This window comes from Sandarakinorhabdus sp. FBCC-B8862 (assembly GCF_059745315.1).
Genome location: NZ_CM185574.1, coordinates 1,081,367 through 1,107,647, shown reverse-complemented (window position 1 = coordinate 1,107,647; position 26,281 = coordinate 1,081,367). Strand labels below are relative to the sequence as shown.

The 26,281-nt window shown below is 67.4% G+C and carries 31 protein-coding genes; 18 read left to right on the top strand and 13 right to left on the bottom strand.

The genetic code is table 11. The annotated features are described in order from the left end of the window. Window positions 1-96: 96 nt before the first annotated feature. The 14 genes from AC6BOR_RS05380 to AC6BOR_RS05315 all read left to right on the top strand — a co-directional run bounded on the left by AC6BOR_RS05380 (window position 97) and on the right by AC6BOR_RS05315 (window position 11,199). Window positions 97-840 (top strand): thioredoxin domain-containing protein, encoded by a 744-nt coding sequence (locus AC6BOR_RS05380; protein ID WP_498060165.1) that lies wholly within the window; start codon window positions 97-99, stop codon window positions 838-840. Next, window positions 837-1,574 (top strand): thioredoxin domain-containing protein, encoded by a 738-nt coding sequence (locus tag AC6BOR_RS05375; RefSeq protein ID WP_498060164.1) that lies wholly within the window; start codon window positions 837-839, stop codon window positions 1,572-1,574. The genes AC6BOR_RS05380 and AC6BOR_RS05375 overlap by 4 nt, the downstream gene beginning before the upstream one ends. A 3-nt stretch (window positions 1,575-1,577) precedes the next feature. Beyond that, a complete protein-coding gene (locus tag AC6BOR_RS05370; protein WP_498060163.1) occupies window positions 1,578-4,988 on the top strand; it encodes a chromosome segregation SMC family protein in 3,411 nt (1,136 codons plus the stop codon). 133 nt (window positions 4,989-5,121) lie between these two features. Further along, window positions 5,122-5,418, top strand: coding sequence for an AtpZ/AtpI family protein (locus tag AC6BOR_RS05365; RefSeq protein ID WP_498060162.1), 297 nt, complete (start codon window positions 5,122-5,124; stop codon window positions 5,416-5,418). 18 nt (window positions 5,419-5,436) lie between these two features. Next, window positions 5,437-6,165 carry a F0F1 ATP synthase subunit A gene (locus tag AC6BOR_RS05360; RefSeq protein ID WP_086117865.1) on the top strand — a complete coding sequence of 243 codons (729 nt, stop codon included), beginning with the start codon at window positions 5,437-5,439 and terminating at the stop codon, window positions 6,163-6,165. A 36-nt stretch (window positions 6,166-6,201) separates the two neighbouring features. Continuing rightward, window positions 6,202-6,426, top strand: coding sequence for an ATP synthase subunit C-like protein (locus tag AC6BOR_RS05355; RefSeq protein ID WP_086117866.1), 225 nt, complete (start codon window positions 6,202-6,204; stop codon window positions 6,424-6,426). Window positions 6,427-6,495: 69 nt separating this feature from the next. Next, window positions 6,496-6,972 (top strand): F0F1 ATP synthase subunit B family protein, encoded by a 477-nt coding sequence (locus tag AC6BOR_RS05350; protein WP_498060161.1) that lies wholly within the window; start codon window positions 6,496-6,498, stop codon window positions 6,970-6,972. 11 nt (window positions 6,973-6,983) lie between these two features. Then, window positions 6,984-7,544, top strand: a complete 561-nt coding sequence (locus AC6BOR_RS05345; protein WP_094473541.1) for a F0F1 ATP synthase subunit B family protein — start codon at window positions 6,984-6,986, stop codon at window positions 7,542-7,544. A 140-nt stretch (window positions 7,545-7,684) separates the two neighbouring features. Further along, window positions 7,685-7,891, top strand: a complete 207-nt coding sequence (locus AC6BOR_RS05340) for a YodC family protein (RefSeq protein ID WP_498060159.1) — start codon at window positions 7,685-7,687, stop codon at window positions 7,889-7,891. Continuing rightward, window positions 7,888-8,145: a DUF6953 family protein gene (locus AC6BOR_RS05335; RefSeq protein WP_498060157.1), complete on the top strand. Its 258-nt coding sequence runs from the start codon at window positions 7,888-7,890 to the stop codon at window positions 8,143-8,145. Before AC6BOR_RS05340 ends, AC6BOR_RS05335 begins: the two co-directional genes overlap by 4 nt. A gap of 153 nt (window positions 8,146-8,298) precedes the next feature. Then, complete coding sequence (locus AC6BOR_RS05330) at window positions 8,299-8,826, top strand: GNAT family N-acetyltransferase (RefSeq protein WP_498060156.1); 528 nt, start codon at window positions 8,299-8,301, stop codon at window positions 8,824-8,826. Between the two features lie 27 nt (window positions 8,827-8,853). Next, on the top strand, window positions 8,854-9,423 hold the full coding sequence (locus AC6BOR_RS05325) for a DUF1285 domain-containing protein (RefSeq protein WP_498060155.1): 570 nt from the start codon (window positions 8,854-8,856) through the stop codon (window positions 9,421-9,423). After that, window positions 9,413-10,009 (top strand): CoA pyrophosphatase, encoded by a 597-nt coding sequence (locus AC6BOR_RS05320; RefSeq protein ID WP_498060154.1) that lies wholly within the window; start codon window positions 9,413-9,415, stop codon window positions 10,007-10,009. The genes AC6BOR_RS05325 and AC6BOR_RS05320 overlap by 11 nt, the downstream gene beginning before the upstream one ends. Then, on the top strand, window positions 10,009-11,199 hold the full coding sequence (locus tag AC6BOR_RS05315; protein ID WP_498060153.1) for a CCA tRNA nucleotidyltransferase: 1,191 nt from the start codon (window positions 10,009-10,011) through the stop codon (window positions 11,197-11,199). The genes AC6BOR_RS05320 and AC6BOR_RS05315 overlap by 1 nt, the downstream gene beginning before the upstream one ends. A 168-nt stretch (window positions 11,200-11,367) precedes the next feature. Here the strand turns inward: AC6BOR_RS05315 and AC6BOR_RS05310 are convergent, their stop codons facing one another. The 6 genes from AC6BOR_RS05310 to parC all read right to left on the bottom strand — a co-directional run bounded on the left by AC6BOR_RS05310 (window position 11,368) and on the right by parC (window position 15,433). Next, entirely contained in the window at window positions 11,368-11,568 is a 201-nt protein-coding gene (locus AC6BOR_RS05310) for a type II toxin-antitoxin system antitoxin (protein ID WP_498060152.1), read from the bottom strand. A gap of 4 nt (window positions 11,569-11,572) precedes the next feature. Further along, complete coding sequence (locus AC6BOR_RS05305) at window positions 11,573-12,349, bottom strand: SPFH domain-containing protein (protein ID WP_498060612.1); 777 nt, start codon at window positions 12,347-12,349, stop codon at window positions 11,573-11,575. Window positions 12,350-12,548: 199 nt separating this feature from the next. Then, on the bottom strand, window positions 12,549-12,761 hold the full coding sequence (locus AC6BOR_RS05300) for a hypothetical protein (protein WP_498060151.1): 213 nt from the start codon (window positions 12,759-12,761) through the stop codon (window positions 12,549-12,551). A 59-nt stretch (window positions 12,762-12,820) separates the two neighbouring features. Further along, window positions 12,821-12,997 carry a hypothetical protein gene (locus tag AC6BOR_RS05295; RefSeq protein WP_498060150.1) on the bottom strand — a complete coding sequence of 59 codons (177 nt, stop codon included), beginning with the start codon at window positions 12,995-12,997 and terminating at the stop codon, window positions 12,821-12,823. 4 nt (window positions 12,998-13,001) lie between these two features. Continuing rightward, window positions 13,002-13,145, bottom strand: coding sequence for a hypothetical protein (locus AC6BOR_RS05290; RefSeq protein ID WP_165768658.1), 144 nt, complete (start codon window positions 13,143-13,145; stop codon window positions 13,002-13,004). Between the two features lie 38 nt (window positions 13,146-13,183). Then, complete coding sequence (parC, locus tag AC6BOR_RS05285; RefSeq protein ID WP_498060149.1) at window positions 13,184-15,433, bottom strand: DNA topoisomerase IV subunit A; 2,250 nt, start codon at window positions 15,431-15,433, stop codon at window positions 13,184-13,186. A 328-nt stretch (window positions 15,434-15,761) separates the two neighbouring features. Between parC and AC6BOR_RS05280 the strand changes: the two genes are divergently transcribed. Continuing rightward, window positions 15,762-16,535, top strand: a complete 774-nt coding sequence (locus AC6BOR_RS05280) for a cistern family PEP-CTERM protein (RefSeq protein WP_498060148.1) — start codon at window positions 15,762-15,764, stop codon at window positions 16,533-16,535. On the opposite strand, the gene recO is transcribed toward AC6BOR_RS05280, so the two are convergent. Beyond that, window positions 16,536-17,285: a DNA repair protein RecO gene (gene recO / locus AC6BOR_RS05275; protein WP_498060147.1), complete on the bottom strand. Its 750-nt coding sequence runs from the start codon at window positions 17,283-17,285 to the stop codon at window positions 16,536-16,538. A gap of 138 nt (window positions 17,286-17,423) precedes the next feature. On the opposite strand from recO, the gene AC6BOR_RS05270 reads away from it, so the two are divergent. Further along, window positions 17,424-18,251: a cistern family PEP-CTERM protein gene (locus AC6BOR_RS05270; RefSeq protein ID WP_498060146.1), complete on the top strand. Its 828-nt coding sequence runs from the start codon at window positions 17,424-17,426 to the stop codon at window positions 18,249-18,251. On the opposite strand, the gene era is transcribed toward AC6BOR_RS05270, so the two are convergent. Together era and rnc are read right to left on the bottom strand one after the other, a co-directional pair. Next, on the bottom strand, window positions 18,248-19,162 hold the full coding sequence (gene era, locus AC6BOR_RS05265; RefSeq protein ID WP_498060145.1) for a GTPase Era: 915 nt from the start codon (window positions 19,160-19,162) through the stop codon (window positions 18,248-18,250). The genes AC6BOR_RS05270 and era overlap by 4 nt on opposite strands. Beyond that, window positions 19,159-19,884, bottom strand: a complete 726-nt coding sequence (gene rnc / locus AC6BOR_RS05260; RefSeq protein WP_498060144.1) for a ribonuclease III — start codon at window positions 19,882-19,884, stop codon at window positions 19,159-19,161. Before rnc ends, era begins: the two co-directional genes overlap by 4 nt. A gap of 84 nt (window positions 19,885-19,968) precedes the next feature. On the opposite strand from rnc, the gene pgi reads away from it, so the two are divergent. After that, window positions 19,969-21,486: a glucose-6-phosphate isomerase gene (gene pgi, locus AC6BOR_RS05255; protein ID WP_498060143.1), complete on the top strand. Its 1,518-nt coding sequence runs from the start codon at window positions 19,969-19,971 to the stop codon at window positions 21,484-21,486. Window positions 21,487-21,576: 90 nt separating this feature from the next. Here pgi and AC6BOR_RS05250 read toward each other — a convergent pair whose 3' ends face one another. Further along, entirely contained in the window at window positions 21,577-21,873 is a 297-nt protein-coding gene (locus AC6BOR_RS05250; protein WP_498060142.1) for a hypothetical protein, read from the bottom strand. 101 nt (window positions 21,874-21,974) lie between these two features. Here AC6BOR_RS05250 and AC6BOR_RS05245 point away from each other — a divergent pair, with 101 nt between their 5' ends. Continuing rightward, entirely contained in the window at window positions 21,975-22,919 is a 945-nt protein-coding gene (locus AC6BOR_RS05245; protein WP_498060141.1) for a LysR family transcriptional regulator, read from the top strand. Between the two features lie 593 nt (window positions 22,920-23,512). Here AC6BOR_RS05245 and AC6BOR_RS05240 read toward each other — a convergent pair. The 3 genes from AC6BOR_RS05240 to AC6BOR_RS05230 all read right to left on the bottom strand — a co-directional run bounded on the left by AC6BOR_RS05240 (window position 23,513) and on the right by AC6BOR_RS05230 (window position 26,255). Continuing rightward, entirely contained in the window at window positions 23,513-24,247 is a 735-nt protein-coding gene (locus AC6BOR_RS05240) for an arginyltransferase (RefSeq protein ID WP_498060140.1), read from the bottom strand. Window positions 24,248-24,359: 112 nt separating this feature from the next. After that, window positions 24,360-25,607: a threonine ammonia-lyase gene (locus tag AC6BOR_RS05235; protein ID WP_498060138.1), complete on the bottom strand. Its 1,248-nt coding sequence runs from the start codon at window positions 25,605-25,607 to the stop codon at window positions 24,360-24,362. 33 nt (window positions 25,608-25,640) lie between these two features. After that, the gene (locus AC6BOR_RS05230; RefSeq protein ID WP_498060137.1) at window positions 25,641-26,255 is read right to left on the bottom strand and encodes a TetR family transcriptional regulator; all 615 of its coding nucleotides are present in this window, start codon (window positions 26,253-26,255) and stop codon (window positions 25,641-25,643) included. Window positions 26,256-26,281: the final 26 nt, after the last annotated feature.

Below are 26,281 nucleotides of genomic sequence, written 5' to 3'. Positions count from 1 at the left end.
GGCACGCGTGACGGAGGGGGCCGCGCCTGTGGCACCGCAGGCCACCCCCACCAACAGGGCTTGGCGCACCGCGCCGCATCACGCTAAGAACAGCCCATGCTCACCCGCTCCCTTCTGGCCGCCCTGCTGCTCGCCGCGCCCGCGCTGGCGGCGGTGCCAGCCAAACCGGCCGCCAAGCCCGCTGACGCCATCGACTGGACCAGCCGCATCGCCCTCACGCCGCAGGGCGGCCTTTTGATCGGCAATCCCAACGCCCGGGTGAAGCTGGTCGAATTCGGCAGCCTTACCTGCCCGCACTGCCGGCATTTCCACGAAACCGGCCTGCCGGTGGTCAAGGCGCGCTACATCGCCAGCGGCGCGGTGTCCTATGAATATCGCTCCTTCAGCCTGAACGGCATCGATCTGATGGCCGGCCATCTCCTCTATTGCCAGGCACCGGCGGCGGCCTGGGCCTTTGTCAACAAGGCCTATCTGCGCCAGGATCAGCTGGTCGCCCCCTTCCTGCAGATCAGCGAGGATGCCCGGGCCGCCGTGCAGAAACTGCCGGAGGATCAGCAGGGCCCGCGCATGGCGACCTTGGGCAAGCTGCCGGAATTTTCCGGCCTGCCGCCGGCGCAATATCAGGCTTGTGTCAGCGCCAAGCCGGCGATGGACAGGCTGATGGCCATCCGCACCGATGCCGTCCAAACCCATGGCCTCACCGGTACCCCCAGCTTCCTGATCAACGGCAAGATGCAGACCGACGTGTTTGACTGGATGGCGCTGGAACCGCTGCTCGCCGCCGCCGTCAAATCGGCAACCCCATCCAAGCCCCTTTCGACCCCCAGAAGGACAAAATGATGAAGCGCCTGGCCTTTCTCGCCGCCACCGCCCTGACCCTGGCGGCCTGCAACGACAGCAAGACCCCGGCCGCTGCTGGCAGTGACGCCGCCGCCCCGGCGGTTGCCGCCCCGGCCGGCAAGGCCTGGGTGGATGTCGTCAGCGCCACGCCGGAAGGCGGTTTCCGCATCGGCAACCCCGATGCCAAGGTGAAGCTGGTGGAATTTGCCTCCATCTCCTGCCCGCACTGCCGCGAATTCCACGAACAGGGCATGGAAACGCTGAAGGGCAAATATGTCGCCAGCGGCAATGTCTCCTATGAATATCGCAACTTCGTGCTCAACATCGCCGATCAGGCCGCCACCGTGCTGGCGCGCTGCCAGGGCGAAACCGCCTTCTTCGGCTTCCTCGATGCGCTGTATCGCGATCAGGCCGGCTGGTTCGAACCCTTCACCAAGCTGCCGGAAGGCGCCTTGAATGGCCTGGCCAACCTGCCGATCGAACAGGCCACGCTGCGCGCCGCCGAACTGGGCGGCATGCCCGATTACATGAAGCTGCGCGGCATCCCGCGCGCCAAGTTCGATCAGTGCCTCGCTGATCCCGCCGCCTACAAGACGCTCGACGCGCTGAAGAATCAGGCCGTGAACGAATATAAGCTCACCGGCACGCCCAGCTTCATCATCAACGGCGTGGTGCAGGAAGGCACCTACACCTGGGCCGATCTGGAACCCAAGCTGCAGGCGGCCCTGAGGTAAACTTTGGAGTTTCGCCGCCTTCGCCTTGCGGGCTTCAAGTCCTTCGTTGAACCCACCGATCTCTTGATCGAGCCGGGGCTGACCGGCGTTGTCGGCCCCAACGGCTGCGGCAAATCCAACCTCTTGGAAGCGCTGCGCTGGGTGATGGGGGAGGCGAGCCCCAAGTCCATGCGCTCGGGCGGTATGGATGACGTGATCTTCGCTGGCACCGCCGCCCGGCCGGCGCGCGAATTCGCCCATGTCACCCTCAGCCTCGCCGGCAGCGCCGGGGAAGAGCTGGAGGTGCAGCGCCGGATCGAACGCGGCGCTGGTTCCGATTACCGCCTGAACGGGCGGGACACGCGGCAACAGGATATCCGCCTGCTGTTTGCCGATTCGGCCACGGGCGCCCACAGCCCGGCCATCGTCGGGCAGGGGCGGATCAGCGCCATCATCGCCGCCAAGCCGGCCGAACGCCGCCAGTTGCTGGAAGAGGCCGCCGGCATCGCCGGCCTCGCCGTGCGCCGGCGCGAAGCCGAAATCCGCCTGCGCGCCGCCGAAGCCAATGTCGCCCGGCTGGATGATGTGGTGAAGGGCCTGGAAACCCAGGCCGCCAGCCTGAAACGCCAGGCCCGCAGCGCCGAACGCTATCGCGGCCTGACCGACCGGATCCGCCATGGCGAGGCCGCGCTGAACTTCGCGCGCTGGCATGCTGCGGTTGCCGCCTGTGAAAAGGCCCGCACCGCCGCGCTCGCCGCCGATCAAATCGCTGCCGAGCGTACCCGCGCCGCCGCCGCGCTGGTGACGGCGGCGACCAACGCCGCCGCCGGCCTGCCCGCCTTGCGCACCGCCGAAGCCGAAGCCGCCGCCGCCGTGCAGGCCCTGCGCCAGCGCCGCGCCCTGATCGAGGCGGAACAACAGGAACTCGCCCGCCGCGATGCCGCGCTCGTGGCGCAACTGGCCAGCCTCACCCGCGATTCGGCCCGCGAAGTCGCCCTGGCCGATGATGCCGCCAGCGCGCAAGGCCGCCTGGCGGCGGAGGCGGAGCAACTGGCTGCCCGCCGCGCCGAACTGGCCGCGCAGGCACCCGCCCTGGCCGAGGCTGTGCGTGCTGCCGAAACCGCCGCACAAGGCGCAGAAGCCGCCTTGTCCGATGCGATGGCCGCCCATGCCGCCGCGGCAGCCGCCGCCCGCGCCGCCGCCGATGCCGCCGCCGCCGCGCAAGGCCGCGCCTCCCGCGCCCGGCAAGAAGCGCAAGCGCTCGCCGACCGGCTGGCCCGGCTGGCCCCCGCGCCCGATCTGGCACCGCTGCAGGCCGCAGTTGCCCAGGCGGAGGCTGATGTTGCCGCTTGCGAAACCGGCGTGGCCGATGCCGAATCGGCCCGCCCGTCGCTGGAGGCCGCCCGCAGCGAGGCCGCCGCCGCTGTCGCCGCCGCCCGCGCCACCCTGGCCAGCCTGGAGGCCGAAAGCAGCGCGCTCGCCCGCCGCCTCGCCGCCGATCAGGGCAAGGGCCCGCGCATCGCCGATCAACTGGTGGCCGCCGCCGGTTATGAAGCCGCGCTCGCCGCCGCGCTGGGGGAGGATATGGAGGCCGGCCCGGCCAGTTCCGCCCAGCCGCGCCGCTTTGCCGGCACACCCGCCGTCGATGATCCGCCGCTTCCACCCGGCGTCACCCCGCTCGCGCCCCACGTGCAGGCGCCGCCCGAACTCGCCCGCCGGCTGGCGCAGCTCGGCGTTGTCGATGCGCCGCCGTCGCCCGAACTGATCGCCGCCTTGCGCCCCGGCCAGCGCCTGGTCAGCCGCGATGGCAAATTGTGGCGCTGGGACGGGCTGGTTGATGCAGGTGGCCGCACCGATGCCGCCGCCGCCCGCCTGCGCGCCCGCCGGCGCGCCGCCGAACTCGCCGCCGAACAGGCCGCCGCTGCCGACGCCGTGGCCGCCGCCACCACCCGGCAGCGCGAGGCCGAAGCCGCCGCCAGCGCAGCAGCCCAGGCCGAACGCAGCGCCCGCGCCGCCCGCGATGCCGCCGCCCGTACCCTCACCGAGGCACGTGGCCGGCTCGCCAGCGCCGAAACCGCAGCCGCCCGCGCCGCCGGTGAACAGGCCAGCCTGGCCAGCGCCGCCGCCCGCGCCGAAGCCGACGCGCAGCGGCTGACCGCCGAAGCCGAAACCCTGCGCGCCGCCGTGCCGCCGGCCGATCAGGTGGCGGAACTGGCCGCCGCGCTGAATCGGGCGCGTGATGCGGCCGAGCGGGCGCGCCAGGCGCTGGCGCGGGCACGCAGCGACCAGGATGCCGCCGCGCGCGCCGCCGAGTCGGCCACGCTTCGCGCCAATCTCATCACCCAGGAACAGGCCGATTGGGCCCGCCGCCTCGAACAGAGCGGCAGCCAGCGCGCCGAACTGGCCGCCCGCGCCGAGGCCGCCGCTGATGATCGCGCAGGCATCGCCGCCCGCGTGAAGGCCATCGCCGCCGATCTCGCCAGCCTGGCAGACCAGACCCAAGCCGCTGATTCCAAACGCGCCGCCGCCGCCGATGCGCTGGCCCGCGCCGAAGCCGCCGTCGAAACCGCCAACACCCAGGCTCGCGCCGCGGAAGCCCAAGTGGCCGAAGCCCGCGAACTGCGCGCCACGCTGCGGGCCGAGGCCGACCATCAGGACGCTGCCCGGGCCGAGATCGAACGCCAAACAGGCGAACGATTTCAATGCTCTCCGCCAATGTTGCCCGGCCGCTTCGGCTTTGCGCCCGAACCCGGCGACGCCGATGCGCTGGCCATCCAGCTTGATGGCCTCACCGCCGAGCGTGACCGGCTCGGCCCCGTCAACCTGCGCGCCGATATCGAGCTCAAGGAACTGGAAGAACAGGCGAAATTGACCGTCGCCGAAAAGGCCGAGCTTGATACCGCCATCGCCCGCCTGCGCGGCTCCATCGGCAGCCTCAACCGCGAAGGCCGCCAGCGCCTCGCCGCCGCATTCCAGGCTGTGGACGGCCATTTCCGCACCCTGTTCACCGATCTGTTCGGCGGCGGGGAGGCGCAGCTGGCGCTGATCGAATCCGATGATCCGCTGGAGGCCGGCCTCGAAATCATGGCCCAGCCCCCCGGCAAGAAGCTGCAATCCCTCACCCTTTTGTCGGGCGGCGAACAGGCGCTCACCGCCACCGCGCTGATCTTCGCGCTGTTCCTCGCCAATCCGGCGCCCATCTGCGTGCTCGACGAAGTTGATGCGCCATTGGATGATGCCAATGTCGAACGCTTCTGCGACCTGCTTGATCGCATGGCGGCACAGACCGCCACGCGCTTCCTCATCGTCACCCACAACGCCGTCACCATGAGCCGCATGCACCGGCTGTTCGGTGTCACCATGGCCGAGCCCGGCGTCAGCCAGCTGGTCAGCGTCGATCTGCAGGCCGCTGAACGCCTGCTGGCCACAGCCTGATACCATATGTGCACTGCACAATGGTTGACACCCCAAGCCCGGCCCTCTAGGACGCGCGCCAAGCCCAACTGGCATCGCCAGTGGGGCCTTCTGCCGCATCCGGCAGATGTTCAGGACGACAGGGGTTTTCGCCTTGGCCGACCGCCACACCGACGAGGACAGCCTCGCGCGCCGCATCGCTGCGGCTCGGGCCGCTGAATCCGGTGCGAAGGATGGTGCCAAACGGCAAGAGAACACCGGTTGGCAACTGGCCTCCGAATTCATCGGGGCCATGCTGGCCGGCGGGTTCATCGGCTGGTTCATTGACCGGCAGTTGGGCAGCGGACCCTGGGGCCTGATCATCATGCTGATGCTCGGCTTCGTGACTGGCCTCTACCAGTCATTGCGCCGGCAGAAGGCGATGGATGCAGACGAGCGGAATGGGGATTGAACGGCCGTGGCCAACCCGATGGAGCAGTTCAAGATCGAGACGATCGCGCCGCTGACCGTGGCGGGCACCGATCTGTCCTTCACCAACAGCTCGCTGTGGATGCTGATCTCGCTGATCAGCATTGCTGCTTTCCTGTTCATCGGCACCGCCCGCCCGCAGCTGGTGCCCGGCCGCATGCAGGCAGCGGTCGAATATCTCTATGATTTCATTCGCGACATGCTGCGTGAAAATGTCGGCAAGGATGGCCTGCGCTATGCGCCGCTGATCTTTGCCGTGTTCGTGTTCGTGCTGGCCTGCAACCTCCTGGGCATGGTGCCATTCGTGCACAGCTTCACGCCCACCAGCCACATCGCCGTCACCTTCGGCCTTGCCATGATCGTCTTCACCCTGGTGGTGATCGTTGGCTTCGCCCGCCATGGCCTGCACTTCTTCTCGCTGTTCCTGCCGGAAGGCACGCCGATCTTCGTGGCGCCGCTGGTGGCCTTGATCGAATTCCTCTCCTTCCTGTCGCGCCCCTTCACGCTTGCCATCCGGTTGTTCGCCAACATGACCGCCGGCCACGTGCTGATGAAGGTGTTCGGCGGCTTCGTCGTCAGCCTTGGGGCCTACAACATCGCGCTGGGCGCCATTCCTCTGGTGGTCAATGTCGCGCTCACCGCGCTGGAACTGCTGATCGCGGTGGTGCAGGCCTATGTGTTCGCGCTGCTGGCAAGCATCTACCTCAACGACGCTGTCAATCTTCACTAAGCCTTTCAACCGCTTACCACACGAAAAGGACGTAAAATGGAAGTCGCTGCTTACAAGCTGATCGGTGCTGGCCTTGCCGCCATGGGTGCCGGTTTCGCCGCCATCGGCGTGGGCATCATCTTCGGCATGTTCCTGTCGGGCGCGCTGCGCAACCCGGCCGCTGCCGACAAGCTGGGCGCCCGCCTGATCTTCGGCTTCGCCGTGACCGAAGCGCTCGGCCTGATCGCCGCCGTCGTCGCGCTGGCGCTGGCCTTCGGCTGATTGCTGTTCCGGCGCCCGGCCACCCGGCCGGGTGCCGATCCTGCCCTCATGCTTCGCCGGGGATGATCCGTGCCGCAGTTTGATCCTGCCAGTTTTGCTTCACAGATCTTCTGGTTCGGCGTGTTCTTCACGCTGCTCTATGTCGCTGTGGTGCGCCCGACGCTGCCCAAGGTGGGCAAGGTCATCGATGCCCGCGAAGCGCAGGTGTCGGGCGATCTTGATCGCGCCGAAGCCGCCAAGGGCCAGGCCGATGCCATCCGCACGGCCTATGATGATGGCATGAAGCAGGCGCGTGATGCTGCCCAGGCGGCTGTTGCGGCCGCCCGCGACGGCGCTGCCAAGGCCGCTGAAGCCCGGCTGAAGCAACTCGCCGCCCGGCTCGATGCCGATGCGGAAGCAGCAGCGGCCAGCCTCGATCTGGCCCGTGCCAGTGCCCGTGCCGGCCTCGAATCGACCGTGGCCGAACTCACCACCGAAGCCGTTGCCAAGCTGGCCGGCATCGAAGTCACCGCTGCCGACGTGTCGGCCGCGCTGGCGGCGCACTGAGGAGCCTTGCCATGGCCGAACCCGCCGAACTGACCGCCGAAACCGTCGCCCACGGCGCCGCCCATCATGAAGAGCCCGTGCTGCTCGGCCTCAACGCCGAAGGCTGGGTCTATACCGGCGTTGCCATCTTCCTGGTGCTGGCCGTTGTCGTCTTCAAGGCGCCGTCGCTGATCGCCAAGGCGCTGGACGAACGCATCGCCGGCGTGAAGAAGCAGCTCGACGAAGCCGCCGCCCTGCGCGCCGAAGCCGAAGCCCTGCTGGCCGGTGCCGAAAAGGCCCGCGCCGCTGCCGAAGCCGATGCCGCCGCCATCCGCGCCCGTGCCGAGGTGGAAGCCGCCGATCTGGTCAAGGCCAGCGAAGCCGCCGCCAGCGAAGCCATCGCCCGCCGCACCGCCGCTGCGGAACAGCGCATCGCCGCTGCCGAGCGCAGCGCCGCGGCCGAGCTGAAGGCCGAAGTCGCCGCCCAGGTCACCAAGGCCGCCGCTGCCATCATTGCCGCCAAGGCGGACAAGGCACTGCAGACCCGGCTGACCGACGACGCCATCGCCGGCCTGGACCGCCGCCTGCACTGAGCGGTCGCGGCGGAAGCCGTTCGATTCCCTCTCGGGGAGCCACACGGTCCCCCGGTGCACGCGGCGAGCCGCTTCCTTTCCAACACTTGAAAACGAATGGCCCCTTTACCAAGTACCAGCTCTCATCAAGGAGTTGCTGCATGGCCAAACACGCTTTCAAGCATGGTGATATTGTCGTCCTGAAGTCTGGCGGCCCCCCCATGACTGTTGACGGTGTTCCAGGAGACGACAAATCCGGACAAGGCAAGGACAATTATCTCTGTCGTTGGTTCAAAGGTGCAAACTCAGAGCGTGGCGCTTTCGGTGAGCACCTTCTTCAAACGTATGTTGCTCCGGCAAAGAAATGACGCCCCAACAAGCTGCGGAGTGGATGCTAGAGCGGTATGAGGCCTCCCGTTTCCTCTACCAAGAGGAAGCGGCCTCGCACTTGTACCACTTGCATGACGAGCGCCTGACCTACTTCGATGCTAGTAACAATCTGTGCATTGGAAAGGAAGTGCTTGCGGCGTTCAACAGGCTCACGCCCGACGCGGTGTATGAGCGGGCGAGCAAGTTTTGGCGCGATCGGCTTCCGTCGGATCAGCCAGGACGGCAACAGTAAGGTGCGATACATTGCGCATTCATCGCCCGGCTGTTATGCAGTCGGGCGATGACGCATTTGCTGGCCCTGCACCGACGATTTTGACGCGCCCCGCGCGGCCATCCCCGCGCGCCAGCCCGTCTCTGCCCAGCCGTCCGAAAGTGCCAGCCCCACGTGTTCCAGATCCTTCCCGCCACCGGCGATCATCACGCGTCGATTGAAACCCTGCTCGATCATCGCTTTGGCCCCGCCCGCCACAACCGCACCGCCTATCGCCTGCGCGAAGGGACCCAGCCGCTGGCCCATCTGTCGTTCGTCGCGATGGACGGCGATGAACTGGTGGGCAGCGTGCAATGCTGGTCGATCCGGCTGAAGCCGGTGCATGGCGCGCGGCTGCCGCTGGTGCTGCTCGGCCCGGTGGCCGTCGCCGCTGATCGTGAGGGTCAGGGCATTGCCACCGCGCTGATGCGGGCTGCACTCGCGGCCATCGATGCCGCGGGCGAGCCACCGGTGCTGCTGATCGGTGATGCGCCCTTTTATGGCCGCTTCGGCTTTTCGGCGGCCGCCACCCGCCTGTGGACCATGCCCGGCCCGGTCGATCATGATCGCCTGCTGCTGCGCGGGCCCAGCACCGGCCTGCCGCGCATCGCGGCGGTGGAGGCGACGCAATTGGTCGCCCCCCGCGCCGCCAAGGTTGCCTGAAGCCGCCACCCGGCCAATAAGGCAGGCGTGACCGCCGAATCATCCCCTGCAGACCGGTTTGCCGAACTGCTCGCCCTGTCGCGGGCCGGCAAGCGCCTGCCCGTTGAGCAATGGCACCCCAGCCATTGCGGCCACAGCGACATGCGCATTGCTGCCGATGGCACCTGGTTCCACGCCGGCACGCCGATCGGCCGCAAGGAACTGGTGAAGCTGTTCGCCTCCATCCTGCGGCGGGAGGCGGATGGCAGCCATGTGCTGGTGACGCCGGTCGAAAAGCTGGACATCGATGTGGAGGATGCCCCCTTCATCGCGGTGGACGCCGATTGGGAAGGGCAGGGGCCGGCGCGCCGCATCCTGTTCCGCCTCAACACCGATGATGTGGTCGCCTGCGGCCCCGATCATGGCCTTGATGTGCGCATCGATCCCGATGGCACGCCCCGGCCCTATCTCCACGTCCGCGCCGGGCTGATGGCGCTGGTCAATCGCGCCACCTTCTACCGCTTGGCCGATTTGGCCCTGGAAGAGGGCGGGGAACCGCCGGGCCTGTGGAGCAACGGCCGCTTTTTCCCGTTCATGGATGCCAGCGATGCCGCTTGACCGGGTGCGCGCCCTGCTGGCCCAGCCCCTGATCCCTGCCCCGCACGGCGATTGGGATTTGGGCCGCGATCCGCCGCCGCCGGTCGATCGCCTGACCCCGGCCGCCGTGCTGATGGCCATTTCCAACGAGGCAGACCCGCAGCTGCTGCTCACCCGCCGCACCGCCCATCTGAAGCGCCACGCCGGCCAGGTCGCCTTTCCTGGCGGCCGGCAGGACGAGGGCGATGCCGGCCTGATCGCCACCGCCCTGCGCGAGGCGGAGGAGGAGGTGGCGATGCCGGCCGATGTGGTGGAAGTGCTGGGCACGCTCGATCCCTATCGCACCGGCACCGGCTTCATCGTCACGCCCGTGGTGGGCGTGGTGCCGCCGGGGTTGGAGCTGCGCGCTGATCCGGCCGAGGTGGACACGCTCTTCCACGTGCCGCTCGCCCATGTCATCGATCCGGCCAACCATGTGCAGGAAAGTGCCATGTGGCAGGGCCGCCAACGCCAATACTGGACCATCCGGCACGACCGTTTCCACATCTGGGGTGCCACCGCCGGCATGATCGTCGCCTTCAGCCAGCGGCTGGCGGCTGTTCGCTGATGGCCATTCCCGATCATCTGCCGCTGCTGCCGGCGCTGGCCACGCCGGCCGGCACCGCGCTGCTTGCCACGCTCGATGCCGCCGCCGGGGAAACCAGGCTGGTCGGCGGTGCGGTGCGCGATGCGCTGCTCGGCTTGCCGGTCAAGGATATTGATCTTGCCACCCGCCTGACCCCGGAGGAGGTGATGCGCCGCCTGCGCGCCGCCGGGCTGAAGGCGGTGCCGACCGGCCTCGCCCATGGCACGGTGACCGCGGTGGGGGAGGGCCTCGTTGCCGAAGTCACCACCCTGCGCCGCGACGTGCAAAGCTTTGGCCGCCATGCCGAAGTCGCCTTCACCAGCGACTGGCAAGAGGACGCCGCCCGGCGCGATTTCACCATCAACGCGCTCTATGCCGGCCTGCCCGCCGGCGAAATCCATGATTTCACCGGCGGCCGCGCCGATCTTGCCGCCCGCCGCGTGCGCTTCATCGGCGATCCGCTGGCGCGCATTGCCGAGGATCATTTGCGCATCCTCAGGTTCTTCCGCTTTTCCGCCCGTTATGCCGCCAGGCTGGATGCCGATGGTCTTGCCGCCTGCGTCGCTCGCGCCAATGATCTGATGGCACTCAGCCGTGAGCGCATTGCCATGGAGCTGCAGGGCTTGCTGCTGGTCGCCGATCCGGTGCCGGTGCTCGCCGCGATGATCGATGGGGGCATCTGGCGCGCCGTGCTGCCCGAACTGGCGGCCGATCGCCTGCCCGTGCTGGCCCGCACCATCGCCGCCGAAGCCGCCGCCGGGGTGGCGCCCGCCTGGCCCCGCCGCCTCGCCGCACTGCTGCCCGCTGGCGACACGCGCCTTGCTGCCGAAATTGGCGCGCAGTTGAAACTTGCCAACGCCGTGCGCATCCGCCTCGTCGCCGCCGTGCAGCCCGCCGGCCCACCGCCGCCCTGGCCCGCGGCCTACAAGGATGGCGCGGAGGCGGTGGTGGACCGGCTGCTGATCGCCGGCGAGCCAGCGGCCGCCCAGCCGTTGATCGGCTGGCAGCGCCCGAAATTGCCGGCATCGGGCAAGGACATCATCGCCCGCGGCATCGCGCCCGGCCCCGATGTTGCTCGCCGTCTCAGCGCCTTCGAACGCGCCTGGGTGGCGGCAGGCTTCCCAGCCGATACGGTCAGCATCACCGCCCTGCTCGACGACGCAACCCGCTGATTGATCCCGATCCTCCCCCTCTGGGGGAGGTGGCGCCATTCCTCCCTGCCCGAAGGGCGGGGAGGGGGACCGCCAAAGGCGGTGGAGGGGCCGCGACGGAGGGGGCTGCCAGGAGCGGTCCTTGCCGGCCCCCTCCGCCCTGCGGGCACCTCCCCCAGAGGGGGAGGATCAACACCCATCCGTCGCCGGCGGCCGGCCCCGGCGCGGCGCGGGCGACACCGCCACCTTCACCCCGCGCCGGGCCAACGCTTCACGCAACAACACCTCGATCTCGGCATTCAGGCTGCGGAAGTCGGCCGCTGCGGCCCGTTCCAGCGCGTCGTGCAACGCCGGATCGAGCCGCAGGGCAAAGGCCTTCTTCGCGCTCATCGCATCACTGGTACAGGCTGCCTGTGTTCAGCACCGGCTGAGTGTCACGCTCCCCGCACAGCACCACCATCAGGTTGGAAACCATGGCGGCCTTGCGCTCGTCATCCAGCACCACGACATCCTTGGCCGAAAGTTGGGCCAGCGCCATTTCGACCATGCCGACCGCGCCCGACACCAGGGTTTCGCGGGCGGCCACCACGGCGGCGGCCTGCTGGCGGCGCAACATGGCGCCGGCGATTTCCGGGGCATAGGCCAGGTGGGTGAAGCCGCACTCGTCCACCGTGATGCCGGCCACGGCCAGCCGCTCAATCAGTTCGGTGCGCAGTTCGCCCGACACACGCTCATGATCGCCGCGCAGGGTGACTTCCTTGTGCTCGAAGTCGTCATAGGGATAACGCGCGCCGATGGTGCGCACCGCCACCTCGACCTGGGCGGTGACAAAGCCGCGATAATCATCGACGTCGAACAGCGCCTGCGCACTGTCGGTCACGCGCCACACCAGCTGGGCGGCAATCTCGATCGGGTTGCCGCGCAGGTCGTTCACCTTGATCTGCTGCGAAATCAGGTTGTTGGCGCGCAACGAGATCTTCTTCTTGCCCATCCACGGCCAGGTCCACCTGAGGCCATTGGTGCGGTCGGTGCCCTTGTACTGGCCAAACAGGGTGATGGCCGCCGCCTCGTTCGGCTGCAGGCTGTAAAAGCCCGACAGGATGAAGATGAAGCTGAACAGCAGCAGGCCGTTGATGATCACCAGCCCGCCCGACGGATCGGCAATCAGCATCAGCAGGCTGGCACCCGACGCCACAAGGTTGAGCAACAGCAGGAACAGCATGGCGATGCCATTGCCGCCCACGCCCGTCACCTCGCGGTTGGGCAGGCGGTTGCCATCACTGGAATGTGCAGACGTCACGTTCGGCTCCTCGGTTAAATACGATATCATAATTATATCGATTCGAAGGCCGCGCGCAAGCGCAATCGGATCAGTCCCGCCGGCGGCGCACCGGCGGCTGGTCGGTCCAGGGTTCCACGTCGGGGTTCAGATCAATGTCGAGCATCGGATCGGGCGGTGCCTGCCGATCGGTCGGGCGCTTGGGCGGCGGCCGGCTGGCCCCGCTGCCCGATCGGACGGCGGCGAGGATCAGCGCCAGCGCGCCAATCGTTGTCAGGATGAAACCCAGGCCAAAATCGCCCATGGCGTCAGGGCCAGCGCGCGAAATCGGTCACCGCGCGCGCATCTGCGGTCACCGGCGGCTCAATCGCCGCCACCATCGCCACCGCCGCCGTCACCGCCATCGCTGCCGGCATCCACGATCACCGACGCGTCGCCACCCTGGTCCAGCCGCTTGAAATTGTCATTCTTGCGCGTGTCGCTCAGCATGATGAACATGGCAACGCCCAGCGACAACAGGATGAGGACGATCACCACCATCGGCTCAATCCTGCTTCGGCTGATCGTCAGCCGTCTCGGCCGGCGGCCGCCGCTTTTTCCACACGTTCGCCTTGTCCTGGCTGAACTGGTAACCAAACCAGATAAACATCAGGATGTTGAGGACGCCAACAAGGATCACACCAGTCATGTCGGGCTTTTAACCGCTGCCGGCGCGGCTGGCGAGGGCTAGAGGCTGAACTTGTTGTCACGGGGGAAGCCGGTGGGCGGCATGCGCCCGGCGCTGGCCCGCGCCCCCTTCCAGAAGGTCAGGTCCGCCTCCGTCCGCGTCCGCCCTGAACCGCCGCCCATCGGCCAGCTCAGCCCGTCGGCCATCACGAACGTCCGCACGTCGCTCATGCCGCCATCCTTGTATTTCTGCAGGGCAACGCCCTGGCCCTTCTGCAGCTGCGGCAGCTCTTCCAGCGGGAACACCAGCAACTTGCGGTTCTCCCCGATCACGGCGACCATATCATCCCCGGCGGCGATCCAGCGCACCACCGCCAGCTGGCTGCCGTCGCGCGGGTTCATCACCGCCTTGCCCTTGCGGGTTTCGGCCAGCAGCTCGGCGCTGTCCACCTGGAAGCCGCGGCCATCGCTGGCTGCCAGCAGCAGGCGCCGCTCTGGCTGGTGGGTGAAGATCGACACGATCTCCACGCCTTCGGCCAGATCGATCATCAGCCGCAGCGGCTCGCCAAAGCCGCGCCCGCCCGGCAACCGGTCGGGCATCAGCGTGTAGAAGCGGCCGTCGCTGGCCGCCACCACGATGCGGTCGGTCGTCTGGGCGTGGAAGGCAAAGGCCGGGCCATCGCCTTCCTTGAACTTCAACGCATCGGTGCCGGCCAGATCGGCATGGCCCTTCATCGCCCGGATCCAGCCCTTGGCCGAACAGATGATGGTGATCGGCTCCTTCTCGATCATCGCCTCGATCGGCACCAGCTTCACCTGCGGCGCGGCGGCCAGGCTGGTGCGGCGCCGGCCCAGCGCCGTGGTCGGGCCATAGGCGGTGCGCAGGGCCGTCAGATCGGCGGCCAGCCGTTCCGTCTGCTTCGCCGGATCGGCGATCAGGCCGCGCAGGCCACGGGCCTCTTCGGTCAACGCCTTGTTCTCGCGGGTGATCTCGATCTCTTCCAGCTTGCGCAAGCTGCGCAGCCGCATGTTCAGGATGGCTTCGGCCTGCACATCGGTCAGGTCAAAGGCCGCCTTCAGTTCGGCCTTGGCATCGTCGGCCTCGCGGATGATGCGGATCACCTCATCCAGGTTCAGATAGGCCTTGAGCAGCCCGCCCAGCACCTCCAGCCGCGCATCAATGCGGCCGAGCCGATAGCGCGACCGGGCGAGCAACACCTCGCGCTGGTGCACCAGCCACTTGGCGATCACCGGCTTCAGCCCCAGCACGCCCGGCCGGCCTTCATCCAGCACGTTCATGTTCAAGGGCACGCGCACTTCCAGATCAGTCAGCTTGAACAGGCTTTCCATCAGCACGTCGGCATCGACATTGCGCGATTTCGGCGTGATGACGATGCGCAGCTGTTCGTCGCTCTCGTCGGCCACATCGCCCAGGATCGGCAGCTTCTTCTCGGTGATCAGGCTGGCCAGCTGCTCGATCAGCTTGCCCTTAAGCACCTGGTAGGGGATTTCGGAAATGATGATGGTCCAGGTGCCACGGCCCTGGTCTTCTTGCCCCCAGCGTGCCCGCAAACGGAAACTGCCGCGCCCGGTGGCATAGGCCTCGGCAATGCTCTCCGGCGGCTCCACCAGCACGCCGCCGGTGGGGAAATCCGGCCCGCCGACAAATTGCAGCAGGGCCGCCGTGTCGGCATCGGGCTGGTGCAGCAGGTGCAGCGCGGCGTCGACAATCTCCACCGGGTTGTGCGGCGGGATCGATGTCGCCATGCCCACCGCGATGCCGGCGGCGCCATTGACCAGCAGATTGGGGAACAGGCCGGGGAACACCTCCGGCTCTTCCTCTTCCCCGTTATAGGTGGTGCGGAAGGGGACAGATTCTTCGTCCAGCCCGTCCATCAGGCGGATGGCGGCATCGGTCAGCCGCGCTTCGGTATAGCGCATGGCGGCCGCATTATCGCCATCGATATTGCCGAAATTGCCCTGGCCATCCACCAGCGGCACGCGCAGGGCGAAATCCTGGGCCAGGCGCACCATGGCATCATACACCGATGCATCGCCGTGCGGGTGATATTTGCCGATCACATCGCCCACCACGCGGGCGCATTTCTTGTAGGCTTGGTCCGGGTTCAGCCGCAGCAGCCGCATCGCCCACAACAGCCGGCGGTGCACCGGCTTCAGCCCATCGCGCAGATCGGGCAGCGAGCGGGCGGTGATGGTGGACAGGGCATAGACCAGATAACGTTCACCCAACGCCGCATCGAACGGCGCGTCGAGAATATTCTGCTCCATGTCGGGGATCAGGCTTGCCATAGCCAAGCGTTAGCCGGCCTGCCGGCAGCCGGCAAGCGGACCCTGATCGTGCCATAGGTTGGCGACGGTGATTCGCATTGCGTCAGATCAACCCTGTCTGAAATTTTGAGATCGGGTAAAGTTTTGCAAGGGCGTTAACTATAAATTTACCTTCTGTTTCGGCGAACGGCGGCCTATCTGTTGAAATCAATCCGTTTTGGTAAAAATATGTCCAAATGCCGTAGCGGAGGAAAAAATCGTTGAAGTGCCGCGTCTTGCGCGTTAACCATTGCGTATCTGCAGCGCGAAGTGGACTGGGTTTCGCGTTCTTAACGGGGTCTTTGCTGTGATGAACCGTTTTACAATTGGGCTTCTTGCCGCTGCCACTGCACTGACCGCAGTGCCGGCTGGGGCGGTGGTAACCGTGGTCGCCAACAAGGCAACCATCATGGACACCCAGGTCAACAGCAGCTTCACCCGCCGCTTCTATGGCTATGTGAACGATGTGCAGCAGACGGATCTTTATGCTGACATCACCTTCAAGTTCCTTGGCACGTCGAATCTCGGTCGCCGCTGGAACTTCTCGGCAAAGATCAGCAATCTGGCCACTGGTGCCTTCACCAGCGCCAATGTCGCCCTTTTCGGATTCTCCACCGACAATCCCAATCTGGCAGGCCATCAATATATCCCGGTCGCAAGTCTGACGGTTGGCAGTGGCGATTTCAGTGTGGGCGAACTCGACAACACCACAGGCTTCACCACCCCCGGCCTCTCCTCTTCGCAGCAGGTCTGCTTCAAGACCGGCGGCACACTGGGCGAGTGCTCCACGTCGGGCAGTGGCGGTGTGCTGAAGGGTGCCACCGAATCCCAGGGCTTCGCGCTCAACTTCTCCACATCGAAGGCTCTGGTCAGTCTCCAGAATTTCGTCCTGCTCTTTACGGACGTGAATGGCACGGCCACCAACGGCCAGGGTGGCCAGGTCATGCTGTCGAATGCATCAGTGTCGGGTTTTGGTGGTGAAGCCATGACCCCGGTGCCGGAGCCCACCAGCTGGGCCATGCTGATCGCCGGCTTTGGCTTGACGGGTGCGGCCATGCGCCGCCGTCGCGCCGCGCACGCCTGATCAGCCAGCCCGTGCCTCTGTTTCAGCAGAGAGCAGGCTGACCAGCCGGGCCCGCCCCTGCAGCAACCGGGTCCGCCCGGCATGGCCGGCAAGCCCGTCGCGCTCCAGAAAAAACCCTGTCAACCGCAAGCCGTCGGCGATGTCGGCCAACCCCGGCGCCGCATCACTGGTCAAAAACGCCGGCAGCGGCAACAGCCGCGCGGCATAGGGCGCACCCGGCCCCCGCGCCACCGCCTGCCGTGACCGCGGCGAGACATAGGCCAGTTCGGACGTCGCACCGCTGGCGGCACAACTGGCCAGGTCAAGACCAAACCCCAGTTCGGACAGCAGGGCCAATTCCAGCCGCACCAGGGCGGTCCCCAGTGTCAGCCGGTCGGCACCGGCACCTGCAGCGGCCACAACGGCATCGACCATGGGAAACAGCCTTGGCTGTGGCACGGCTTCCGGCAAGAGCGTGCTGACCAGCGCTGTGACATGGTCAACCACCGCCAGCGCCGCCGGCCCATGCATCATGGCGAGGTTGGCAGCCAGCAACTGCAACTGTGCCACCGGCAAACGTTCGTCACCGCGTTCGATCAGATCAACGCTGAGGCGATTGCCGATTTGCAGGGTTGGCCGCAGCCGCCGGCTGCGGCCGCCATGCACATAGGCCGCAATCAGACCAGCCTCGGCACACAGCACGCGCACAACAGCGCCGGTCTCACCGTGGCCAAGGCTAGCGACCAGCAACGCAGGTTCGATGCGCTTCATGCGTCCACCCTAGCCCGCGGCACGTAGATGACAAACGATCTTGGACGTTAACTGAATTTTTGCCTTGCTGAAAATCGATGAATCAGTCATAAGGCGACAGGTAATAGGTTGGTAATAAATATGAACAGGTTTTGCACATTGCTGCTTGCTCTGCTGGCGCTGACCTCCACCAAGGTCGCCGCCACCACCAGCCTGCAGTTCAGCAAGCTGACGTTCAGCGCCGCCAACATCGGAACCGCCATGCCGGTGCGCATCAGCTATGCCACGGTGTCAGCCGGCACCGGCACCCCCCGCGAGTTCACCAACATCGGCGGCCGCGTCACCTTTCAGCTGCTCAGCGTCAGCAACACCAAGGTCGGCTCCACCTTCACCAATTCCTTCACCTTCTCAGCCAAGGTGACCAACACCTCGACCGCGCCGATGAACAGCGCGCGCATCAGCGCCATCGGCTTCTCCACGGCGGCCGCTGGCGCAATCGGCGACAATCCGGCCTTCCTGCGCATCGACAGCGCCACCATCCCCGGCACGCCGTCGATCTATGATGTCATCGCCTTCACCAACAACAGCAGCGGCCTGAACCTGCCCAATCCTTCCGGGTCGAACAACCCGCAGGTGTGCATCAAGGCCAGCGGCAACCTCAACAACTGCTCCGGCGGCGGCGGTGACGGCCTCGAACTGGCCAACACCAATCCCTTCCCGTCCACCTCCACCACCTTCGTGCTCAACTTCACCGGGCCCACCGCCCGCACCGCCATCACGCTGCACAATTTCGTGCTGCGCTTCCAGAGCTTGTCTGGCACCGGCCTGTTCGATGGCGGCAGCGGCACGCTGAACGGCGCGTCGGGCGTCGGCATCGTGACCGGGGTGGACGTGATCCCCGAACCGTCGAGCTGGGCGATGCTGATCGCCGGCTTCGGCCTGATCGGCGCCAGCCTGCGCCGCAAGCGTGCCCTGGCTGCGGCCTAATCGACGAAGTCCAGGCCCACCGCGCTATAGAGGCTGCGGTCATCCCCCCAATCGGGTTTCACCTTCACGTGCAGGAACAGGTGCACCGGCCGCCCGGTCAGCTCGCTGATCGCCGCCCGCGCCGCCGCGCCAATCTCGCGGATGCGCAGTCCCCCCTTGCCCAGCACGATGGCCTTCTGGCTGTCCCGCTCCACGATGATCTGCTGGTGGATGGCGGTGCTGCCGTCACGCCGCTCCTCCCACTTCTCGGTCTCGATGGTGGCGCTGTAGGGCAGTTCGGCATGCAGCTGCAGATACAATTGCTCGCGCGTCAGCTCGCTGGCCATCAGGCGGGTGGTGGCATCGCTCAACTGGTCTTCGGGATAATGCCAGGGCCCGGCCGGCATGGCGGCGGCCAGCGCCGCCTTCAAACCCGCCACCCCGTCGCCCGTGCTGGCTGAAACGAAGAAGGTCTCTTCAAACGCCACGCGGGCATTCAGCTCCTGCGCCAGCACCAGCAGCTTTTCCTTCACACAGATATCCACCTTGTTCAGGATCAGATATTTGCGCTCCCGCCGGTTGGCCAGCGCCTCCACGATGGCCGGCACTTCGCCTTTCAACCCGGCCTTGGCATCGATCACCAGCGCGATCAGATCGGCATCATCGGTGCCGTCCCACGCCGCCTTCACCATCGCCCGGTCCAGCCGGCGGCGTGGCCGGAAAATCCCCGGCGTGTCGACCAGCAGCAATTGCGCCTGGCCCGCCACGGCAATGCCCACCAGCCGCTGCCGCGTCGTCTGCACCTTGGCCGAAACAATCGCCACCTTCTGCCCCACCAGGGCATTCACCAGCGTGGATTTGCCGGCGTTGGGCGCGCCCACCACCGCCACAGCCCCGCAACGCGTGGTCTCAATGGGGGTTTCGTCCATCATGCCTCCAGATTGTTCAACAGGGCGGTGGCGGCGGCCTTTTCCGCCTCCTGCCGCGATCGGCCCTCGCCATGGGCCGGCGCCTGGCCGCGCACCGTCACCGCCACGGTGAAGTGCGGGGCGTGGTCCGGGCCCTGCCGGTCGATCACCAGATATTCCGGCATGCCCAGCCGGCGCTTCAGCGCCCAATTCTGCAGGCTGCTCTTGGGATCCTTCAGATAGGGTTGATCGGCGGCCATCATCGGGCCCCAGTGCCGCGTCACCAGCCGCTCCGCCGCCGGCCAGCCGCCATCCAGATACACCGCCGCCACCAGCGCTTCGGCCACATCGCCCAGCACATTGTCGCTGGCCGCCAGCCCCTTGGTGCGGCTCACCGGCTCCATGGCGATCAACGGCTCCACCCCCCAGCCGCGCGCCACCCGCGCGTTGGCCGGCCCTTCCACCATGGCGTGCAGCCGCGCGGTCAACCGCCCCTCCGGCTCGTCATGCTGGCCATAAAGCAGGCTGGCCACCACACAGCCCAGCACCCGGTCGCCGAGAAACTCCAGCCGCTGGTAACTCTGCCCCGGCACCCGCGTCGCGCTGCCATGGGTGAGCGCCCGGTCGATCAGGGCGGCATCGGCAAAATCATGGCCCAGCACGTCGCGCGCCCAGCCCGCCAGCCGCTCAAGCCGTTCGGCCCGGCCAATGCCGCCATCGGGCGGAGGCTTCGTCTTGCGTGCCATTGCGCCCCCGTTGGGCGCATCGCCTTCGCCGGTCAAGCCGAAAGCCGCTGGACAAGCCGGCCTAGGACGCGGAAAACCACCCTCATGGACCATCTTGCCGCCCTCCGCGCGGCCGGCGCCCAGCCGGTCGACATCCCGTCCCTGTTCGTGGCCGAGCCTGACCGGCTTGACCGCCTGTCCCTCACCGTCGCCGGCCTCCACGCCGATCTGTCCCGCCTGGCGCTGCCCCTGCCGATCCTCGATCAACTGCTCGCCGCCGCCACCGCTGCCGATCTGCCCGGCTGGCGCGCCCGCCTGTTCGCCGGCGAAATCGTCAACCCCTCCGAAGGCCGCGCCGCCACCCACATGGCCGAACGCGGGCAGGGCCGCGCCGATCATGTCGCCACCGCCGCCGCCTCCGCCACCGCCGTCGCCGCTTGCGCAGAGGCCCTGCGCTCGGTGGGCGTGCGCGATGTCATCCACATCGGGATCGGCGGCTCCGCCCTCGGCCCCGCCCTGCTGATCGACGCCCTCGGCCGCTATGGTGATGGCCCCAACATCCACGTTGTCGCCAACATCGATGGCGAGGCGCTGGCCCGCGCCATGGCCGCCTGCGATCCGCACCGCACCCGGCTGGTCATCGTCTCCAAAACCTTCACCACCGCCGAAACCATGACGAACGCGCAAAGCGCGCTTGATTGGCTGGCCGCCCACGGCGTCGCCGATCCCCGCGTCGGCTGCATCGCCATCACCGCCCGCCCCGATCGCGCCCGCGCCTGGGGTGCCGGTACCGTGCTCGATTTCGCCGAAAGCGTCGGCGGCCGCTATTCACTCTGGTCTGCCGTCGGCCTGCCGCTCGCCTTGCGCTGCGGCCCGGCCACGCTTGCCGCCCTGCGTGCCGGCGCGGCGGCCATGGATGCGCATTTCCGCGACGCCCCGCTGGCCCGCAACCTGCCGGTGCTCGCCGCGCTGGCCGATGTCTGGGCCGCGCACGCCCAGGGCCAGCAGACCCGCGCCGTCTTCGCCTATGATGAACGGCTGCGCCTGCTGCCATCCTATCTGCAGCAGCTGGAGATGGAATCGAACGGCAAGCGCGTCAGCCGCGATGGCGATCCGCTGCCCGGCGCCAGCGCCGCCATCACCTGGGGCGGCACCGGCACCGATGCCCAGCACGCGGTGTTCCAGCTGCTGCACCAGGGCACCGCCATCGGCCCCATTGAATTCATCGGCGTGAAACAGCACGGCCACGGCCTGCCCGCCACCCACCACCGCCAGTTGCTCGCCAACATGCTGGCGCAAGGCGCCGCGCTGCTGAAGGGCCGCAGCTTCGATGTCGCGCTCGCCCTGTCCGGCGGCGATCCGGCCCTGGCCCGCGCCAAGACCTTCCCCGGCAACCGGCCATCATCCACGCTGCTGCTCGATCGGCTCGACGCCGAAACCCTGGGCGCCCTCATCGCCTTCTACGAACATCGCACCTTCGCCGCCGCCGTGCTGCTCGGCCTCAACCCCTTCGATCAATGGGGGGTGGAACTGGGCAAGGAAATGGCCAACGCCCTCATCGCCAGCGAGGATCTCGGCTTCGATCCCTCCACCGCCCGCCTGGTGGCGCTGGCCGGCCTGTAACGCAAAAAAACGGCGGCCACCCGGGGGCAGGGTGGCCGCCGCGAAACCCGCGGGCTTTGGGGTGCCCGGCGGGCGGGTCAGCGGGCGGGTTCAGCGGCGCTCGGCCAGCTGCACCGGGGCGCCCAGCTGGCTCTGGGCCAGCTTGAACTTCTTCGCCGCTTCGTGGGCATTGCCCTCTTCACAGATCTTGGCGGCCATGCGGGCGGTGCGCAGCGCCTTGGCCGCCGCCTTGGCATCCACGCCGGCGGCGCTCGCCTCGATGCTCTGCACCTGCGCGGCGCAATCCACAGGGGCGGCCTGCGCCGGGCTCACCGCCATGAACGGCAGCGAAGCGGCAATGGCCAGGGTGGCAATGGTCAGGCGGTCGATGGTGCGGCGGTTGATCATGGTCTGGTGTCCTTTCATCCAGCGGCAGGGAGTGGCTTGCCGATGACCAGCTTTTAAGTCACACTCAGACCCAAGTTAATCCGGACAATCCTTCCCGCCCCATGAAGCAGAACTACACAATCCCGAAAAACCTGCTCGACGGCGTCGAAGCCTTCCTCCGCGTCGCCGATCGCAAATCCTTCCGCGAAGCCGCTGACGATCTCGGCGTCTCCCCCTCCGCCATCAGCCAGACCATCCGCCAATTGGAAGACCGGGTCGGCGCACCACTGTTCATCCGCACCACCCGCTCCGTCGGCCTCACCGAAGCCGGCAGCCTGTTCCACGCCCAGGCCGCGCCGGCCTGGGCCATGCTGCACGGCGCCTGGGAAAGCGCCCGCAGCATCGGCGGCCGCCCGGCCGGGCTGCTCCGCCTCAACATGCCGCGCTCGGTCGTGCCGCTGCTGATCGAACCGATCATCGCCGATTTCTGCGCCCGCTACCCCGATGTCGATGTCGAAATCACCGGCGAAGATGCCCTCGTCGATCTCGCAGCCAGCGGCCACGATGCCGGCATCCGCATCGGCGAACTGCTGGAGGCCGACATGATCAGCGTCCGCCTCGCGCCGCCCTTCCGCTTCGTCATCGTCGGCGCCCCCGCCTTCCTCGATGCCCACGGCCGCCCCACCAGCGCCGCCGATCTCAAAGCCCACAACTGCATCCGCCAACGCCTCGCCAGCGGCGCCATGATGCCGTGGCGCCTGATCGACGGCAACCGCAGCATCGAAGTGGCCGTCAAGGGCCGCGTCATCGTCAACGAAATGGCCTCCGTCGTCGCCTTCGCCCGCCGCGGCCTCGGCCTTGCCCAGGTCAGCGAGCCCCTGGTCCTCCACGAACTCCACAGCGGCGCCCTCGAAACCGTGCTCCCCGGCCTCTCCCCCTCCAGCCCCGGCCTCTTCCTCCACTACCCCGGCCACGCCCAGGTCCTACCCAAACTGCGCGCCTTCATCGATCACGTGAAGGCCGCCGTCGCCAGCGGCGTCCTCAACCACCTGATCGCAGACGCCTGAGGGGAACGTCATGCCTCCGACGGCAAGGGTCACAGACCCTTGACCCATTCCCTTTCACACGCACCCGCCCGCCATCGGTCCTCCCCAGCCGCAGGATGGGGAGGTTGCACGCGGCACGTGTGACGAAGGGCCGGGGACGGGGCCCGCAGTGGGGCGGCCCGTGGGTGAGGCACTCGCGCCAAAGCCCCCCGCTCATCCCGAGCCTGTCGAGGGACACCCGCCCCAGTCATGCTGGCGAAGGCCAGCATCCATCGTGCAGCCTGCACCCATAACCGGGTCAGCCGGAGCTTGTTTCAATATGGATGCAGGCCTTCGCCAGCATGACGACGTTCTCCCTTGGGCAGATGCCTGCCTGCTGCCACGGCACCCGGACCTGATCCGGAGCGGAGGCCCGTTTGTGGTCCGCCCGCTGTCCTACACGGCCCAATCCTGCCATCATGGCGCTGCCCGGTGGGATGCGCCCAGTGGGCCTGGCGGTGTGACACGGCGCGAGATGTGTCGCTTGTGTCGCGTGGGCCGGTGGCAAGCCTTGTTGAAAAGGCGGGATTATTTTCTGGAATCCCGGGATTTTCGTCAATTGTGTCAAATGGGGATCAGGGTTGTTCCCGCCATTGGCCACCGATCAGGGCTTCGACGGGCCGGAATTTGGTTTTGTAGGCCATGCGGTTGCAGCCTTCGATCCAGTAACCGAGGTAGACATAGGACAGGCCGGCGCGGGCGGCGCGGGTGATATGGTCCATGATGATGAAATTGCCCAGGCCGGGGCGGTGGACCAGATCGGGTTCATAGAAGCTGTAGATCATCGACAGGCCATCGGATTGCTTGTCGGTGAGGCAGCAGCCGACAAGGCGACCCAGCCGGCCATCGCTGGTGGGTTCGCGATATTCGACGATGACCGTATCGACCGGGGATTGTTCGATCATGTCGGCGAAATCATGGGCGTCCATCGCGGCCATGCCGCCGCCGGGGTGGCGGGCGGCGAGATAGCGGCGAAGCAGGGCCCATTGTTCTTCGGTGGCCCAGGGTTCGCAGGCATGCACGTCGAGATCGGCGTGCTGGGCCAACAGTTTGCGCTGGCTGCGGCCGGGTTGGAAGCGGGCAGTGGGCACACGGACGGACACGCACGACTGGCAGCCTTCGCAGCTGGGGCGATAGACGACATTCTGGCTGCGCCGGAACCCGATTCGGCCCAGCGCTTCGGACATGGATTGGGCGTCATCGCCCTTCAGTTCGGCGAAAACCTTACGCTCGGTGCGGCCGGGCAGATAGGGGCACGGCGACGGGGCCGTGACAAAAAACCGTGGGAATCGATAGGATTGGTCGGTCACACCCGGAAGCCCTCAGCCCTCACACTGCAACGGGCCGGCCGCGTGCCACGGCCAGTCCCCAACCCTGTTAACGGCGATGCTAGCGCAGGCTTGCGGCAGTGCAAGGGGGCAATCAGTCCGCCTCCACCATGCGGACATCATAGCCCGCCGCCCGCAGCGCCTCGATCAGCCGTTCCAGATGATCCCGGTCGCGGGTTTCGCATTCCACGTCGGTGATCAGGCCCTTGGCCGGCAGATTGGTGAAGACGCGCTGGTGATAGACTTCGAGGATGTTGACCTGTTGCTGATCGAAAATCCGGGCGACTTCAAACAGCTGTCCCGGCCGGTCTTTCAGGCGGATGCGCAGGCGGGCCAGCCGGCCGGCGCGGGCCAGATCGCGCAGCAGCACGTTGGCCAGCAGGCGGGTATCGATGTTGCCGCCGCACAGCACGAGGCCCACCTTGGCGCCCTTGAACCGGCGAGGATGAGCGAGCAGGGCAGCAAGGCCAGCAGCGCCGGCGCCTTCCACTACCGTCTTTTCGATGCCTAGCAGCAGGGAAACGGCGCGCTCCAGATCGCGTTCGCCCACCAGCACGATGTCATCCACAAGGGCGCGCACCACCTCCTGCGTCAGCCGCCCCGGTGTCTTGACGGCGATGCCTTCGGCCAGCGTGTCACCGTCGCACAGCGCCGATTGGCCCTTCATGGCGGCATACATGGATGGATAGAGCTCGGCTTGCACGCCGATCACCGCGATATCGGGGTTGCGCGCCTTGGCAAGGGTGGAGATGCCGGAAATCAGGCCGCCGCCGCCGATGGGTACCACCAGCGTGTCGAGCTCCGGCACATCCTCCAGCATTTCCAGGCCCACCGTGCCCTGGCCGGCCATCACCTTGGGATCATCGAAGGGATGCACATAGACCAGCCCCTTTTTCTGGGCCAGTTCAAGGGCATGGGCGCTGGCATCGTCATATTTCTCGCCGAACAGCACCACGTTGGCATCATGGCTTTCGGTCTGCTGCACCTTCACGATCGGGGTGAAGCGCGGCATCACGATGGTGGCCGGGATGCCCAGCCGGCGGGCGTGATAGGCCAGCCCCTGGGCATGGTTGCCGGCCGATGCAGCGATCACCCCGCGGGCCCGCTCCTCCGCCGTCAGGCTCAACAGGCGGTTCAGTGCGCCGCGTTCCTTGTAGGCGGCGGTGAACTGCAGATTTTCAAACTTCAGCCACACCTGCGCCCCGGTCAGCTGGCTCAGCGTTTCCGATTTCAGGCAGGGCGTGCGAATCACCGCGCCCGCAATATTGGCGGCCGCAGCCTCCACATCGGCAACGGTGATGGGCAGGCTGGCCGCCTGGGTTTCGGCTGTGTGCACGTTCATGACCTGCTCCATAACGCCGCAGGGCCGGCCGCGCTACCCGTAGAAGGGGGCAAGATAGCGGGTGATCAGCGCCACCACCTCCGCGCGCACCCGGGGCAGGTCGCCGGCCGCATTCGGGCCGGTGGCGGCAAGGGTAAGCAGGGCCTGGGCGCTTTCCACCACCACCCGGGCATGGAGGGCGCGGGTTTCGGCCGGGATCTGCGGCGCGCGGGCGGCAAAGATGGCGGCAAAATGCGCCGCGCCGCCGTCCAGCATGGCCGCCGCCCCACCGCCGCCAGCGCGGGCCGCGAGATAAAGCTGTGGAAAGGCCGGGTTTTCGGCCACGAAATCAGCAAGCGCGCCCACGCCCTTTTCCACTTCGGCCAGGAGATTCCAGCGGGCTGGATCGGGATCGGCCGGCATGGTCAGCCGGGCTTCGAAGGCGCTTACCTGGGCCCGGGCCAGCGCGGTGAGCAGGGCGGCCTTGTCGGGAAAATATTGATAGACCGATCCCACCGGGATGCCGGCGCGGCGGGCGAGATGGTTGGTGTTCAGCGCCTCTGCCCCGGCTTCGGCCACCATCGCGGCGGCGGTGCCAAGAATCAGATCGAACCGGGCCTGGGCACGCGCCTGCACCGGCCGGCGGCGCAGGGTTGGGCTGCTGGTCATATGGTTCCATGGCGGCGGTGAGCGCG